This window comes from Nostoc sp. FACHB-280, from assembly GCF_014697615.1.
Classification (GTDB): Bacteria; Cyanobacteriota; Cyanobacteriia; order Cyanobacteriales; family Nostocaceae; genus Nostoc_B.
In genome coordinates this window covers 86,590-102,370 of the sequence record NZ_JACJSD010000006.1, presented here as the reverse complement: position 1 = coordinate 102,370, position 15,781 = coordinate 86,590, and the positions used below count along the sequence as shown (strand labels likewise).

The following is a 15,781-nucleotide window of genomic DNA, read 5'->3' as shown; positions in this document are numbered from 1 at the left end:
TTCTCATCTACACGCATATAACCTTTCACCCTTAAACCCTTTCCCAAACTGTTGATTTTTCGTTTTCATAGGTAAGTTCTATTCAATTTATTATTAGTTCTTTTCCAGGAGGTGACTGTGGCGCGTAAACGGTTAGTGATTGAGATGGGGATGGGTGTAGATCAGCATGGACAGGAACCAACTGTAGCAGCTGCAAGAGCAGTCCGAAATGCGATCGCGCACAATGCTTTACCCGGAGTCTGGGAAGTGGCTGGGTTGAATGATCCTAATGAGATGATTGTAGAAGTGCAAGTAGCAGTACCTTATCCCGAACAAGTGAGAACAGATGAGGTTCTCGCAGTACTACCCTTTGGACGCAAAACGATAAATGTTGAATCTGGGGGAATGGTGGTTCAGGGACGGGCGATTCCCTCTCTGAATGATAAAAATGATGATATGTTAATTGCGATCGCTGCGGTGACAGTCCTCATCGAAACAGACTAAGCTTGGTTTTCCGATTTCTGCACATCCTCAACAGTATGAGAAATCGAGGCTAAGGGTTGAGTGGGTACATCTAATTGTGGTGTTTCGAGTGATGCTGCAATTGATGTATTACCCAAGTAAGAACCCACAATCTTGTCATAATTAGAAGCAACGGCTAAAAATGCCCCACCTAAAATATAAATGGGCAATGGCAAAGAAAATTCTTGTAACCAGTCAAACAGTTCTGCCAACGCGAACAATAGCACAAAGCAAGCAATCCAAACTTTCATCTTTCCATCCCTGTCACCAAACAACTCTACTAGTTTACTAATAGCGTAGACAGATTGCATGATACCTGATGTGGAATGAAATACATATCCCAAAATTCAGCAGGCTTGCAAGGTGCTGTATTTATGGGGATTACTGTAGGCGATCGCAGATATCCTCTAAGCTTGTTTAGCAGACAAGGCTATGTCATACTTTTGTTCAGTCATAAAAACTATTTTCCCATCAATTTAGTGTATTTAATTATTAGCCACTAGTTGGCAACTTAAAAAAGAGTATTTTAACTCTACTCCAGACTAGTGGGTTTTATAGACGAAGATGAAAAACAATAAAGCTTTTAATAGTGCTGGTAAATTGACGGCGCTTTTAGTTTTAATCACTATTTTTCTCACGCCTTGCGTGATAGTGAATGCAGGTGAACGTGGGGTGTTAATGAAATTTGGCGAGGTACAAGAACAAATCCTGGGAGAAGGGCTGCATTTAATTATTCCAGTAGTGAATACCGTTGAAAAGCTGAGTGTGCGTGTGCAGAAACAGGAAATATCTACTGAAGCAGCTTCTAAAGATTTACAAGATGTGTTTACTGATGTGGCTTTGAACTGGCATATAATACCCGAAGAAGCCAATATTATTTTTCAACAAATTGGCAACCAAGAAAATATCGTTTCCCGCATTATTAATCCATCTGTAGAAGAAGTTATCAAAGCGATCATTGCCCAGTATACTGCGGAAGAAATTATTACTAAACGTGGAAATGTCAAATTAGGTTTAGACTCAGATTTAACTACTCGTTTACGTAGCTATCATATTGCAGTTGATGATATTTCTTTAGTTCATGTTCATTTTTCGGAGCGATTTGGTGAGGCGGTAGAAGCAAAACAAATTGCTGAACAAGAAGCTAAAAAAGCAGAGTTTTTAGCTTTGAAAGCTGTGAAAGAAGCAGAAGCAAGAGTTAATTTAGCCAGAGGTGAGGCGGAAATTTATAGATTATTGCGGGATGGCTTAACTCCTGAATTACTGCAAAAACAAGCAATCGAAAAATGGAATGGCAAGTTACCGCTAGTTATTGGTAAAGAAAATCCGAAAATCTGGAATTTTAGTGAATTACTTAAAGCTTATAAATAGTAAATCAGGAATAGAAAGTATAGCAGTCCTAAATCATTTGTGAACGACAAGATCCCCGGCTTCTTAAAGAAGTCGGGGATCTGAGCCTCTCAATTTTCACAAATCAACTCGGATTGCTATTAACTCTTAGCGAATAAGACAGGTGCTTCTAGTATCTTCAATTGAATCAGTAAAATAATTACGATAGTGTAAATTGTGGAAGAAACTAACCCTGATAACAGTTCTTTTTTGAGGTTGCGTTCTTGTGAATTCTTTTGAAAGATATCTTTAGAACCATATTGCATCAAGAGAATTCCCACAACATTGGACAGCCAATAACCAACGATGGCACAAGGTATGAGCAATTTTGGGGAAAATAAACTACATAAGTACCCAAAAAAGTAAGCAATGGGTAAATTAAATACGATGTCATTCCACCAACATAAAGGGGATAGTAAATATCCCAAAACCAGCAAGAATCCACCTCTCAGCTTTTTGAAAATATTTTTCTGGGATTCTTGAGGAACAGTCTGGGGCGATCGCTCTGGGGCTGTATTTACTGCTAAACTCAACTCTTGACTAGCTTTTTGGGCGCTTTCCATAAATACACACTATTCCTCTCGGCTTAGTGTATTTTAAACGCAAACTGGACATTAAGTCTATCAAAATCTTAAGATTCTTGTAATTTTGCTGCATTAGTTAGGTAATCAGCAGTTAATACATGAGATATAGGTTGAGAAATAGCGATCCCTTCCTCATACCAATCTCATCCCTCTAACGACATTAATTTGCGAAAAATCTGGTCAATCAATATTGAGTCTAAAAACAGTCAAAGCGACATTAACTTGCAAATTGCGACATGTAATCTGCGAGTGTACAAAAGCCAGCAGCTGGATTTGAACCTGCGACCTTCCGATTACAAGTCGGATGCACTACCACTGTGCTATGCTGGCGTTGTGATTAAGTATCACCGATTTATAATTATAGCACAAGCTTGATGGTTGTCTAGAGGAAGCTGCAAAAAAATCCTTGATTTGATTGGTCAATAAAGTTGATAAATTAATATTCATAGCAAAAGCTAACTCAAAATCCTGGGCTGGACGCAAAAAGATTGGATACAGTGGTTAACTGTATTTTTTTTGACACGGCTAGGTAAAGAAACAGCAATAGATAATTGTTCTTTACAGATCAAAAACATGGCAGTGTTAATCGGACGAGATATATTAAGTCTGGCGGACTTCAGTCCAACGGAACTTCAAGAAATTCTGGAATTAGCTGGGCAATTGAAATCTCAACAGCTAAAGTTGCGGTGTAATAAAGTGTTGGGTTTGTTGTTTTCTAAGGCTTCGACTCGCACGCGGGTGAGTTTTACTGTAGCGATGTATCAATTGGGTGGACAGGTAATTGATCTTCATCCTAATGTTACCCAAGTGAGTCGCGGCGAACCGATCCAAGATACAGCAAGGGTGTTAGATAGATATTTAGATGTTTTGGCAATTCGGACTTTTGCCCAGGAAGATTTAGAAATTTTCGCTAACTATGCCAAAATTCCGGTAATTAATGCTTTGACAGATGCGGAACATCCTTGTCAGATATTGGCTGATTTGTTGACGATTCAAGAATGTTTTGGGAAGTTGGCTGGTTTAACTTTGACTTATGTTGGTGATGGCAATAATGTAGCTAATTCTTTGTTGCTGGGTTGTGCGTTGGCGGGGATGAATGTTAGGGTTGCTACTCCCAAAGGATTTGAACCTGATGCCAAAATTGTAGAACAAGCACGAGCGATCGCATCGGGTAAAACAGAAGTTCTGCTGACTCATGATCCAGAATTAGCTGCTAAAGAAGCATCGGTACTTTACACTGATGTTTGGGCAAGTATGGGTCAAGAACAAGAAGCTGATGACCGAATGCCAGTTTTTCAACCTTATCAAATTTCGGAACAATTGCTGAGTTTGGCTGATCAAGATGCAATTGTTTTACATTGTTTACCAGCCCATCGCGGTGAAGAAATTACTGAAGAAGTAATTGAAGGTTCACACTCACGGGTTTGGGATCAGGCCGAAAATCGTCTTCACGCACAAAAAGCCTTGCTGGCTAGTATTTTGGGGGCTGAGTGAACAGGAACAATTAAAAAGATAAAAGGCAAAAGAACTAAACTTTTTCTTTCTTTTGCCTTTTATTTTTTTATTTCACCTTGTTATCTGGAATTTTTTGTAGTACTAATGTTCTAGGGACATTTGTATTTACTGGCAATAATTATTATGGAACGACTAACAGAAGCGCAACAAGAATTATATGAATGGTTGGCAGAATATATCCGACTTCACCAACATTCTCCTTCAATTCGCCAAATGATGCAAGCGATGAATTTGAAATCGCCAGCACCAATTCAAAGTCGCTTAGAACATTTAAGAAATAAAGGCTACATTGAATGGACTGAAGGTAAAGCTCGCACAATTCGGATTTTACATCCAGCCAAGCAAGGTGTACCAATTTTAGGTAATATCGCGGCTGGTGGTTTAATTGAACCTTACACAGAGGCTGTCGATTATTTAGATTTTGGCAACTTTTCTTTACCGCCACAAACCTATGCTTTGCGGGTGACAGGCGACAGTATGATAGAAGATTTAATTGCTGATGGGGATGTGGTATTTTTACGCCCAGTCCTAGAACCAGATCAGTTAAAAAATGGCACAATTGTGGCAGCGCGGGTGGATGGTTACGGTAATACATTAAAACGTTTTTACCGCAATGGCGATCGCGTTACTCTCCAACCTGCTAACCAAAAATATAGCCCGATTGAAGTTTCGGCAATGCAGGTACAGGTGCAAGGTTCTCTTGTCGGCGTTTGGCGTGGATACAACTGAAGTTAAAAGTCAAAAGGCAAAAGAAAAAATTTTACTTTTAACTTTTGACTTTTGACTTTGTATTAGGGTTCATCACCAACTTTGTTTTTGATTTTTTATGTACCTGACGCAAAATTCAGTGCAGCAGCTACCCACTTTCCGGCTAAGAATACCGTTTGCTAGGGAAGGTAAGGGTAAGTATCATCACCAAGCACTACCAGGATGTCCGAGGCTACCGCTATCTCTGCAATTGCGCCCGTATCAGCGCCAAGCTGTTACTAACTGGTTTGCTAACAATGGCAGAGGAACATTAAAAATGGCGACTGGTAGTGGTAAAACTATTACTGCATTGGCGATCGCTTGTGAATTGTACCAGCAAATTAACTTACAAGTATTGTTGGTGGTGTGTCCCTATCGTCATCTTGTCACCCAATGGGCGCGAGAATGCGAAAAGTTTAATTTACAACCGATATTAGCCTTTGAGAATGTTCGCAGTTGGCAAAGTCAACTTTCTACTCAACTTTACAATTTGCGTTCTGGTTCTCAAGGCTTTATCACCATCATTACGACCAACTCGACATTAATTGGTGAAGGTTTCCAATCGCAACTCAAGTATTTACCGCCAAAAACGTTAATTATTGGGGATGAAGCCCATAATTTAGGCGCACCTAAGTTAGAGGAAAGTTTACCCCGGCGGGTTGGGTTGCGGTTGGCTTTATCTGCCACACCGGAAAGATATTTTGATGATAGCGGTACGCAATCTTTATTTGATTATTTCGGCCCGGTACTGCAACCAGAGTTTACATTGCGGGATGCGATCGCACAAGGTGCTTTGGTACATTATTTGTATTATCCAATTTTGGTAGAGTTAACGGAAACCGAAAGCATTGCCTATTTAAAGTTAACTAAAAAAATCGGGCGTTCTTTACTTTATCGAGAACGCAAAACTGAAAAGTCACCCAACTTTGAAGACAACGAAGATTTAAAACCTTTATTAATGCAACGGGCGAGATTAGTTGGTGCAGCAGCCAATAAATTAACTGCATTACGGCAATTAATGGCAACACGTCGCGACACTACTCATACACTTTTTTATTGTAGTGATGGTTCATTGGAAACGGGACGTTTATCTCTCCAACAACTCAAAGCAGTTGTGAAAATTCTGGGAGGAGATTTAGGTTATAAAGTTAGTACCTATACAGCCCAAACGCCTTTAGCAGAAAGAGAAGTTTTACGCCGTCAATTTGAAAATGGTGAGTTACAAGGTTTAGTCGCCATTCGCTGTTTAGATGAGGGAGTTGATATTCCCGCCATTAAAACTGCGGTGATTTTATCAAGTTCGGGAAATCCTCGCCAATTTATTCAACGCCGAGGCAGAGTTTTACGCCCTCATCCGAGTAAGGAACGGGCGACTATTTACGATATGATTGTGCTGCCACCAGATTTAGACAGAGAAACTATAGAAGTTGAGCGCAATTTATTAAGAAAAGAACTACGGCGCTTTGTTGAATTTGCCGATTTAGCCGATAACGCTGGGGAAGCGAGAATGAAGTTGTTAGACTTACAAAAACGCTATGGATTATTAGATGTTTAATCCATCTGCGGTTAATTTTGTAAAATTTTGTTTGCTACCTGAAAATATCTCGGTGATTCATGGAATAATTAATCTTGATCATAATGGGATAGCAGCAAGATTTTTAAAGCAACATACACTCCATTATGATCAAGATTCAACCTAAAATCAGTATATCAGTAAATTCACCATAATAAACCTGAATTTTGTCAAAAAATTTTAAAATTTTCCTCCCCATAATTACCCTAAATTAAAGATGCGAGTAAGAGTCAGATGGCGGATGTAAAATTATCAATCATCTCCGGCTAAAATAAAGCATAACTCATACGAAACTGAGATGTTGCCAGAGCAGAATATCGATGATGTGCAAGAGCCAATTACTAGCGCCTCGCCGGAAGTGCGGCAGATTATTGAGCGAGTCTGGAATCTTGAAAAAAATAGGCTAGATAAGAAAAGTAATAGCCCCATCAACGATGATATTTTGGCAATTGTCAAGGAAGCCGTACAATGAAGCTCACTTCCATTAAACTGTGTAACTTTCGCTCTTTTTATGGCAGAACACCAGAGATAGTTTTGGCTGGGGGTGATATTCTCAACACCACAATTATTCATGGTAATAATGGAGCGGGAAAAACCAGTTTACTGAATGCTTTTACCTGGGTATTATATGAGAAGTTCAGTGCTGCCTTTGCATCGACAGAACAGTTGGTGAACAAAAGAGCGATCGCAGAAGCTAAAACTGGGCAATCGATAGAATGTTGGGTAGAAATTAACTGGGAGCATGAAGGTAAACGCTACAACGCCAAACGCCAATGTCGCATATATAAAGATAAAACAGACTTTGAATCTCTCAAAACAGAATTATTAATGCAAGTGGCTGGGGATGATGGTAGATGGTATTTCCCCCTGCAAAAACCAGAAGAAATCATTGGGCAGATTTTACCCGCCAGTTTACATCAATACTTCTTCTTTGATGGGGAACGTATTGAAGAAATAGTCCGTTCTGATAAAAAAGCAGAAATCGCTGAAGCTATCAAAATTTTCTTGGGTGTGGAGGTAATTAACCGTTCTATTAAACATCTGAGTGAAGCCAAGAAAAGTTTAGAGAATGAATTAAAAGCCATCGGTGACTCGGAAATTAAACAACTTCTCAAAGAACAAGACAAGCTAGAACAAGAAATTGCCCAGATTAACACCAGACAAACAGAAATCAAACAAGAGTTAGAGTATCAACAAAACTTTAAAAAAGAAACTGGGAATCGTTTACTCGAACTCAGCGCCGCTAAAGAACTGCAAGACAGACGACAGGAATTAGAAAATCAAAAAACATCCAATCAAGAATTATTGCGTCAAACTAAAGAAGCTCTGAAGAAAATTATTTCGGCGCGTGGTTATACCGTTTTACTATCAGAAACAACCAACCAATTTCGGATAATACTTAATGATTTGAAAGCACAAGGCGAATTAACTTCTGGCATTTCACGAGAATTTATCAACGAATTACTCAAAGGTCAACGCTGTATTTGTGGCGCAGAATTACATAACGGTAATCATGCTCATACTAATGTTAGCCTCTGGTTGAATCAAGCTGGTTCGTCGGCTGTAGAAGAAACAGCAATTCGGATGAGCGCCCAAGTCGATGAAATTGATAAGCAAGCCATAGCATTTTGGGAAGAAGTCGATAGAGAACAAACGAGAATTAATCAGTTACGCCAAAATATCTCACAAATTGAACTTGAATTAGACACAATTCAAGAACGGTTGCGTAAAGATGCAAACGAAGAAATTAGTAGTTTACAAAAACGCTTAGATGAAATTGAAAGTAAAATTGATGAATTGAACCGAGAACAAGGTGCAAATCAACAGCGAATTTCCCATTTAAAAACAGACATTGATGCTTTAACCAAACAAATAGCCAAGCAGAAATTGAATGAAGAAAAGCAGTTATTAGCCCAAAGACGTATCAACGCCACTCAAGATGCAATTGAAAGATTAACAGAAGTCAGAAATCGTCAAGAAAAACAGTTTCGTTGGCAATTAGAAAAGCGATTGCAGGAAATATTCACCTCAATATCTTTTGCGCCTTATCTGCCGAAAATTAGCGATAAATATGAACTCACTTTAGTAGAAAATACGACGGGAGTCGAATCACTTGTTGCTGCATCTACAGGGGAAAACCAAATCCTCAGTTTGTCTTTTATTGCCAGTATTATTGATAAAGTCCGCGAATGGAGTGAAAAGCGCAAAGTTTTAACTGTACCAAATAGCAGTACTTTTCCCATTGTGATGGATTCTCCATTTGGTAGCTTGGATGAAAGCTATCGTCGTCGCATTGCTCAAACATTACCTGAGTTAGCAAATCAGTTAATTATTTTAGTGACAAAAACTCAATGGCGTGGTGAAGTAGAGCAAGAAATGGCGAATAGAATTGGCAGGGAATATGTGTTGACTTATTATTCTTCTAAGCCTGATTGTGAACAAGATTATATTGAGTTGGGTGAGGAAAGATATCCGTTAGTGAAGCAAAGTCCGAATGAGTTTGAATATACTGAGGTGATGGTGGTTGAGCGTAATTGGTGATTTTGTTAGGGGATATTTTAAAGAAACAGAGGAAGTAGAAAATCAAGCTTAAGCTGTGCAACTACCTAAAAATCTCGTTTCATATTTAGTTCTGCTAACTTTTGTCTAATTAAAAATTCAACTTCTTCAATTTCAGCATTTGATTTTGGAATATCAAAAATCTGTGGTGATGCTTCAGACGTAAAGCGGTCAACAAAGGTACGAAATGCTGCTTTATTGTCGGGGTGAGCAATGACGAAAGCTCTTAACTCAGTTTTGGTCATACTACTAAAGTCAGGTTTCATCACAAGAACCTCCAAAGACCATTGCGATAAATTTCTATCTCTATATTATCGCCTGCCAAAATAAAGACATTACCTGTTTGCTCATCGAGACGGACAATATAAATAGGAGTGAATGTATTAGTCAAAGATTGACATATAGCAATCCTCCTATATGAGTTATGAAAAAATATTCTTTTTAACGAACCGCAAAGGACGCAAAGGACACAAAGAAAGAGAAGAAGGAGAAGAAAGAGAATTTCACAAATGATTTAGGATTGACATAGTATGACACACCTGATGCCTTGTTCAGCAGTTGGCATGAGACATTCTCACTTTAGAGCGTATAGATGCTAAAGTATGGCATACTTAAACATGATGGCAAGGTAAACTGGTGGAATTGACTGATGTGAACCTTGTCCTATGCCGGATTTTTTATTAGAAGTTGGTACAGAAGAACTACCTGCAAATTTTCTCAGTGATGCTATCGTACAATGGCGATCGCGCATTCCCCAAACTTTGACAGCTAATAGTCTCAACAGTGACGCTGTAGAAGTTTACGGTACTCCCCGACGCTTGGCGGTGCTTATCAAGGGTCTACCACAGCAACAACCAGACCGGGAAGAAGAAATTAAAGGCCCTCCCGCCCAAGCTGCGTTTAAAGATGGTCAACCCACACCAGCAGCTATAGGCTTTGCCAAAAAGCAAGGTGTAGAATTGGACGCGCTACAAGTTCGCCCGACGGATAAAGGCGATTTTGTGTTTGTTAACAAAAAAACTCCTGGTCGTCCGGTAGCGGAAATTTTGACTGAACTGGTTCCCCAATGGATTTTAAATTTAGAAGGTAAGCGGTTGATGCGCTGGGGCGATGGCGATGTAAGATTTTCCCGTCCGGTGCGTTGGTTGGTGGCGTTGTTAGATGATGGGATTTTGCCGATAGAATTGGTGAATGGTTCGGATAGAATTAACAGCGATCGCATTTCTCATGGTCATCGTGTTTTACATCCCGAAACTATCACTATTAACCAAGCAACTGATTACGTTGAAACTCTGCGTTCTGCTTATGTAGTCGTGGATGATAATGAACGTGCAACAACAATTGCAAAAGAAGTTTACGCCGCCGTTAATTCGGTCAATGGTTCCACAGAAATCTATCCCGATTTATTAACAGAAGTAACTAATTTGGTTGAATGGCCTTCGCCAGTTGTGGGTAAATTTGACTCGGAATTTTTGAATTTACCCACAGAAGTGATTACAACTGTCATGGTTAGCCATCAACGATATTTTCCGGTTTTCAAAGGAGAAAATCACCAAGAATTACTACCGAATTTCATCACCGTTTCTAATGGCGACCCGACAAAATCAGATATCATCGCTAAAGGTAATGAAAGAGTCATCCGCGCCCGATTAGCTGATGGACAGTTTTTCTATAATGCCGATATAGCGAAACCTTTAGAAAGCTTTTTACCCCAGTTAGAAAAGGTGACTTTCCAAGAAGATTTGGGTTCGCTACGTGCGAAGGTGAACCGCATCATTAATATTGCCGAGCAAATTGCTGCCCAACTGAATTTAGCTGATACCGACCGCCAAAATATTCACCGCGCTGCTTTATTATGTAAAGCTGATTTAGTCAGCCAAATGGTGTATGAATTCCCCGAATTGCAAGGCATTATGGGGCAGAAATATGCTTTAGCCAGTGGCGAAAATGCCGCAGTGGCAACGGCAATTTTTGAACATTATTTACCACGGGGAGCCGATGACATTTTACCAGAAACTTTAACAGGTCAAGTCGTCGGTATAGCAGATAGATTAGATACCTTAGTCAGCATTTTCGGCTTGGGGATGATTCCTTCTGGTTCTTCCGACCCCTTTGCTTTACGTCGCGCGGCAAATGCCATTGTAAATATTGCTTGGGCTGCGAATTTAGGAATTAATTTAGATAATTTATTGCAGCAAACAGCCGCTAATTTTGCTCAAGAATATAACAAAGAATCAGGGACATTAGTCACGAGCTTGCAAGAATTTTTCCTACAAAGAATTCGGACATTACTGCAAGAAGAAAAACAAATTGATTACGATTTGGTGAATGCTGTTTTGGGCGAAAATGACCCAGAATATACAGAAAGAGCATTGCAAGACTTATTAGATGTCCGCGATCGCGCCTTATATCTGCAACAAATCCGCAACGATGCTACCCTTGATAAAATCTACGAAACCGTCAACCGTTCTACCCGCCTCGCAGCCCAAGGCGATTTGGATACTCAGCAGCTAGAACCAGCAGGTTTAATTAATGCTGAACTATTCCAAAAATCATCAGAGAAAGCATTTTATGATGCCATTGTGGAATTAGTACCCCAAACCCAAACCGCCCAGCAATCAAGAAACTATCAGCTGTTAGTTGCAGCGTTAGAAAAAATCGCCCCTACAGTCAGTAATTTCTTTGATGGCCCGGAAAGCGTGTTAGTTATGGATACCAACCCAGATATTAAGCGGAACCGCTTGAATTTGCTCGGATTGTTGCGAAATCACGCACGGGTGTTAGCTGACTTTGGGGCGATCGTCAAAAATCTGTAGCGTAGATCAACAAAATATGGTGTAAATGTTGCCAATAAGCGTTAGTATAATGAGTGCTTAACCAGGGGTCTCTGCTACAGTCTATGTCCAAAGCTCATGTAATTGGATTAGGTAAGTCCGGTGTTGCTGCGGCGAGATTGTTGAAACGGGAAGGCTGGGAGGTGGATCTAGGCGATCGCAACACCTCTGACACCTTCCTGCAACAACAACAAGAACTTGCTGCCGAACAAATCACCGTTAAACTAGGATATTCCCTAGATTTAACCGATACTGATTTACCCCAATTAATTGTTGTTAGTCCCGGTGTACCTTGGGATATTCCCTTGTTAGTCAAAGCGCGGGAACTAGGGATTGAAACAATTGGCGAAATGGAACTTGCTTGGCGATATTTAAAATCCCAGCCTTGGGTAGCCATCACGGGTACAAACGGCAAAACAACCACCACAGCCTTAATCGCCGCCATTTTCCAAGCAGCAGGTTTTGATGCTCCCGCCTGCGGTAACATCGGCTATGCAGCTTGTGAAGTCGCCCTATCCCCCAAACTTCCCGATTGGGTCATCGGTGAAATTAGCAGCTATCAAATCGAATCATCTTCATCCTTAGCACCCCGCATCGGTGTATGGACAACATTTACACCAGACCACCTCGCCCGTCACCAAACTTTAGAAAATTACTACGATATCAAAGCCAAGCTGTTAAAGCAGTCTCAGTTACAAGTATTTAACGGCGATGATGCTTATTTAAATAAAGTCGGTCTTAGCCATTGGCCTGATGCTTATTGGACAAGTGTCAAAGGCCAAGATTTTTTAATTGGTGACAAAGGTTTTTACATCGAAGATGGCTGGGTTGTGGAAAAACTCAACGCCACTTCCACACCAACCAGAATTATTCCAGCCTCTGCATTACGCATGGTAGGAGAACACAACCTGCAAAATCTCCTCATGGCCGTAGCCGCAGCCAGATTAGCAGACATTCAACCCGATGCAATTACCAAAGCCATCGAACAATTTCCTGGCGTTCCCCACCGACTAGAACATATCTGCACTTGGGAAGGTATTGACTTTATCAATGACAGCAAAGCCACCAACTACGACGCAGCCGAAGTCGGGTTAGCTTCAGTGAAGAGTCCGACAATTTTGATTGCAGGGGGAGAAGCCAAACCCGGTGATGATACAGGTTGGTTAGCCAAAATTCAAGCCAAAGCCGCAGCTGTATTATTAATTGGCGCAGCCGCACCAGCCTTTGCCCTACGCTTACAAGAAGTTGGTTACATTAATTACGAAATCGTGGAAACAATGGCACAAGCTGTACCTCGGTCAGCCGAATTAGCCAAACAACACCAAGCACCTGTAGTCTTGCTGTCTCCCGCTTGTGCAAGTTTTGACCAGTATCCCAACTTTGAAGTGCGTGGTGACGATTTCCGTCAGTTGTGTTTGGCTTGGGCGGGAAATTAATAATAGGACTTACGCAAAAACCCTCTCGAATCCTCTTAACTTCGTGTCCTTTTCGCCCTTTGCGGTACCCTTTGGGAAGCCGCTTGCGCGTCTACGTTTTTTCATTATTCTGCGTAAGTCCTGAATTAATTACGTGGTTTTTGGCAATGTTCCTGTCATCTGTCACCTGTCACCTATTACCTATTACCTACCTGACAAATTGACATAATATGTGAGGAATATTTGTTAGTAGTGTAATGAACAAGTTCTAGTCCCGCACTTTCTAGTTCTTGGGTAAGTTTAGGCATTTCATATTTATGATGCCTCCAAATTGTAATTTCTTTACCCTTGGGAATTTCAATAGATTTATCTATTCCTTGAAAGCTGAAATTGATAGTGTAATTATGCTGGAATTTGATATTAGCAACGACACTATCTGTTGCTAAATCATACTTTCTAATCAGTTGACAATCTTGAGATTTAATACCAATAGTATTTTTGATTGTACGATATATTGCTTCGGCGTGATACTTACAGCCACCTCTGGCTATGCCATCCCATTGAGAGTTAGAACCAATTTCATTAGTAAAGATGAGCAAATCATTTTCATCCATACTCTTTCTAAAGTTATTCAGTACCTGATTTCTATTATGATGGTTGCCCATTGTTACACCCAAGTGCAGAATGATTTTGGGGTTTCCTGAGAAATTTGCAGGTATACAGCTATTTTCAATGTCAATTTGTTGGTTGCTATAATCTAGTTTAGGAAACCAAGTTGTAAAATTTTTCTTGGATACAGTCAGCAATCCTTCACTAATATCTAAAGCAATATATTTATTAATTTTATTCAATTGATTGAGTTTAGCCACAAATTCTTTAGCCGGATATGAATTTCCTGCACCCACGTCGATAATATTGACTTGGCTAGATTTTGATATATTTTCATAAATATATGCAAAACTGTTCCTTAAAAGGTCAATTTCTACACTTGATTTGCGATACCATTTAGGACTAATAAATTTTTGATAAAAATCATGCCAAATTTTCGCCCCTTGACCTTTATAAGAATATTTCAGAGGAATTTCCCATCGAGTTTCTAAGGCGTGAATAATTTCTAAAACTTCTGCTGGGGAAAAAACAGTATAAAACTCAGAACTTGGCTTTGCTATACGAGGGTGCGAAATAGAATTATCTGCGGAAAATTGCGAGTTTTGATGAAAGTTTTTTGCCATTATTCCTTGTTCTGAGATGGGTTAAGTAGAGAAAGTACATAATTGACCACTTGGCCAATCTTGTATTTTCTCATACCTTGCTCTCAAACAAGGTCAGGACTTACACATAAAGATTGTGGGAGTGAAAGGGTGTATGTTGCTGTCATATTAAATTATGCTTGATGGCGCGATCGCTAGGCATAGTTAGCATATCCTTGTAAATTGATAGTGAGGCGTTTCTAAACAGCAAACAGCATGGCAGATATTCCCAATTCCATCGCATCGTACCGAGCCTTAGCATTGCAAGTTACTTGTCATGCTGTCAATCAAGCAAGCGATCGCCACGCAGCCCAAGAAATCATTCATAATACTATCAACCGCTTGGCACAACAAATCGCCGCCAGCATTGCTTTTATTGGGTTTGACTGTCGTTTAATTGTCCTCCCAGAATATTTCCTCACAGGTTTCCCGATGGGGGAATCTCTGGCTGTGTGGGGAGAAAAAGCTTGTATAGAAATGCAGGGCGCAGAGTATGAAGCCCTCAGTAAAATTGCTCAAAAACATCAGATATTTTTAGCTGGAAACGCCTACGAACTCGACCCCAACTTTCCCCATTTATACTTTCAAACTTGCTTTGTCATTGACCCTTCTGGCACGATTGTTTTGCGGTATCGGCGGCTAAATTCTTTGTTCGCACCAACCCCCCATGATGTTTGGGATCAATATCTTGATTGCTATGGTTTAGAAGGGGTTTTTCCTGTAGCGAAAACTGCAATTGGTAATTTAGCCGCTTTAGCTTCCGAAGAAATTTTGTATCCAGAAGTGGCACGGTGTTTAGCAATGCGTGGTGCCGAGATTTTTCTGCACTCTACCTCAGAAGTCTATAACAAAAACCTCACACCCAAAGATGCAGCAAAAATTTCTCGTGCTGTGGAAAATATGGCTTACGTTGTTTCTAGCAATACCGCAGGTCTAGCTAATAGTACTATTCCTATTTCTTCCGTTGATGGCGGCTCAAAAATAGTAGATCATCGCGGGATTGTATTGGCAGAGACAGGTACAGGGGAAAGCATGGCTGCCTTTGCCGAGATAGATTTAGCCGCTTTAAGACGCGATCGCCATCGTCCAGGGTTAAATAATTTACTTTCCCGTCAGCGATTTGAAATCTATGCCCAAAGCTATAGCGAGGCACAATTTTACCCAGCAAACACTATGCTAAATCAACAAGTAGACCGCAAACACTTCATCCAAACACAGCAACAAACAATAGAACGGCTATCTCAGCTAGGAGTGATTTGAAGAAGGCAGGAGTTTAAAGGCAGGAGGCAGGAGACCGAAGCTGATTAGAGGGGGATTCAAACCCGCCTTTAATCGAAAACTGCCAAATTTCAGATTGTGGCTGGGGGACTTAAACCCAAATGTGAGAGAAAAAAGCTTTACCTTTGATGAATCC

The 15,781-nt window shown here is 40.3% G+C and carries 16 protein-coding genes and 1 tRNA gene; 11 read left to right on the top strand and 6 right to left on the bottom strand.

All coding sequences use genetic code 11. The features are described 5' to 3' along the window. Positions 1-117 precede the first annotated feature (117 nt). On the top strand, positions 118-483 hold the full coding sequence (locus H6G75_RS06375) for a Lin0512 family protein (RefSeq protein WP_062296530.1): 366 nt from the start codon (positions 118-120) through the stop codon (positions 481-483). Here the strand turns inward: H6G75_RS06375 and H6G75_RS06370 are convergent. Continuing rightward, the gene (locus H6G75_RS06370) at positions 480-752 is read right to left on the bottom strand and encodes a hypothetical protein (protein WP_190979215.1); all 273 of its coding nucleotides are present in this window, start codon (positions 750-752) and stop codon (positions 480-482) included. The two genes, H6G75_RS06375 and H6G75_RS06370, sit on opposite strands and share 4 nt — an antisense overlap. Positions 753-827: 75 nt before the next feature. Between H6G75_RS06370 and H6G75_RS06365 the strand changes: the two genes are divergently transcribed. Both H6G75_RS06365 and H6G75_RS06360 read left to right on the top strand, forming a co-directional pair. Next, complete coding sequence (locus H6G75_RS06365; RefSeq protein ID WP_190979113.1) at positions 828-1,004, top strand: hypothetical protein; 177 nt, start codon at positions 828-830, stop codon at positions 1,002-1,004. 61 nt (positions 1,005-1,065) lie between these two features. Then, complete coding sequence (locus tag H6G75_RS06360; RefSeq protein WP_190979112.1) at positions 1,066-1,872, top strand: prohibitin family protein; 807 nt, start codon at positions 1,066-1,068, stop codon at positions 1,870-1,872. Between the two features lie 119 nt (positions 1,873-1,991). On the opposite strand, the gene H6G75_RS06355 is transcribed toward H6G75_RS06360, so the two are convergent. Together H6G75_RS06355 and H6G75_RS06350 are read right to left on the bottom strand one after the other, a co-directional pair. Continuing rightward, positions 1,992-2,453: a hypothetical protein gene (locus H6G75_RS06355; RefSeq protein WP_190979111.1), complete on the bottom strand. Its 462-nt coding sequence runs from the start codon at positions 2,451-2,453 to the stop codon at positions 1,992-1,994. A gap of 279 nt (positions 2,454-2,732) precedes the next feature. Continuing rightward, a tRNA-Thr gene (locus tag H6G75_RS06350) sits at positions 2,733-2,804 on the bottom strand. Between the two features lie 243 nt (positions 2,805-3,047). Here H6G75_RS06350 and argF point away from each other — a divergent pair. The 5 genes from argF to H6G75_RS06325 all read left to right on the top strand — a co-directional run bounded on the left by argF (position 3,048) and on the right by H6G75_RS06325 (position 8,850). After that, positions 3,048-3,968: an ornithine carbamoyltransferase gene (gene argF, locus H6G75_RS06345; protein ID WP_190979110.1), complete on the top strand. Its 921-nt coding sequence runs from the start codon at positions 3,048-3,050 to the stop codon at positions 3,966-3,968. A gap of 144 nt (positions 3,969-4,112) precedes the next feature. After that, entirely contained in the window at positions 4,113-4,718 is a 606-nt protein-coding gene (gene lexA / locus H6G75_RS06340; RefSeq protein ID WP_190979109.1) for a transcriptional repressor LexA, read from the top strand. 97 nt (positions 4,719-4,815) lie between these two features. Continuing rightward, a complete protein-coding gene (locus tag H6G75_RS06335; protein ID WP_190979108.1) occupies positions 4,816-6,291 on the top strand; it encodes a DNA phosphorothioation system restriction enzyme in 1,476 nt (491 codons plus the stop codon). 316 nt (positions 6,292-6,607) lie between these two features. Then, positions 6,608-6,781, top strand: coding sequence for a hypothetical protein (locus H6G75_RS06330; protein WP_190979107.1), 174 nt, complete (start codon positions 6,608-6,610; stop codon positions 6,779-6,781). Continuing rightward, positions 6,778-8,850, top strand: a complete 2,073-nt coding sequence (locus H6G75_RS06325) for an AAA family ATPase (RefSeq protein WP_190979106.1) — start codon at positions 6,778-6,780, stop codon at positions 8,848-8,850. The genes H6G75_RS06330 and H6G75_RS06325 overlap by 4 nt, the downstream gene beginning before the upstream one ends. Positions 8,851-8,915: 65 nt before the next feature. On the opposite strand, the gene H6G75_RS06320 is transcribed toward H6G75_RS06325, so the two are convergent. Together H6G75_RS06320 and H6G75_RS33920 are read right to left on the bottom strand one after the other, a co-directional pair. Next, positions 8,916-9,134, bottom strand: coding sequence for a DUF6887 family protein (locus H6G75_RS06320; RefSeq protein WP_190979105.1), 219 nt, complete (start codon positions 9,132-9,134; stop codon positions 8,916-8,918). Next, positions 9,134-9,271, bottom strand: coding sequence for a DUF6888 family protein (locus H6G75_RS33920; RefSeq protein ID WP_397331565.1), 138 nt, complete (start codon positions 9,269-9,271; stop codon positions 9,134-9,136). Before H6G75_RS33920 ends, H6G75_RS06320 begins: the two co-directional genes overlap by 1 nt. Positions 9,272-9,533: 262 nt before the next feature. On the opposite strand from H6G75_RS33920, the gene glyS reads away from it, so the two are divergent. Both glyS and murD read left to right on the top strand, forming a co-directional pair. Further along, positions 9,534-11,684 (top strand): glycine--tRNA ligase subunit beta, encoded by a 2,151-nt coding sequence (glyS, locus tag H6G75_RS06315; protein ID WP_190979104.1) that lies wholly within the window; start codon positions 9,534-9,536, stop codon positions 11,682-11,684. Between the two features lie 83 nt (positions 11,685-11,767). Then, the gene (murD, locus tag H6G75_RS06310) at positions 11,768-13,138 is read left to right on the top strand and encodes a UDP-N-acetylmuramoyl-L-alanine--D-glutamate ligase (protein ID WP_190979103.1); all 1,371 of its coding nucleotides are present in this window, start codon (positions 11,768-11,770) and stop codon (positions 13,136-13,138) included. A gap of 176 nt (positions 13,139-13,314) precedes the next feature. Here the strand turns inward: murD and H6G75_RS06305 are convergent, their stop codons facing one another. Beyond that, complete coding sequence (locus H6G75_RS06305) at positions 13,315-14,349, bottom strand: L-histidine N(alpha)-methyltransferase (protein ID WP_190979102.1); 1,035 nt, start codon at positions 14,347-14,349, stop codon at positions 13,315-13,317. A 234-nt stretch (positions 14,350-14,583) separates the two neighbouring features. Here H6G75_RS06305 and H6G75_RS06300 point away from each other — a divergent pair, with 234 nt between their 5' ends. Beyond that, complete coding sequence (locus tag H6G75_RS06300) at positions 14,584-15,627, top strand: nitrilase-related carbon-nitrogen hydrolase (protein WP_190979101.1); 1,044 nt, start codon at positions 14,584-14,586, stop codon at positions 15,625-15,627. Positions 15,628-15,781 lie beyond the last annotated feature (154 nt).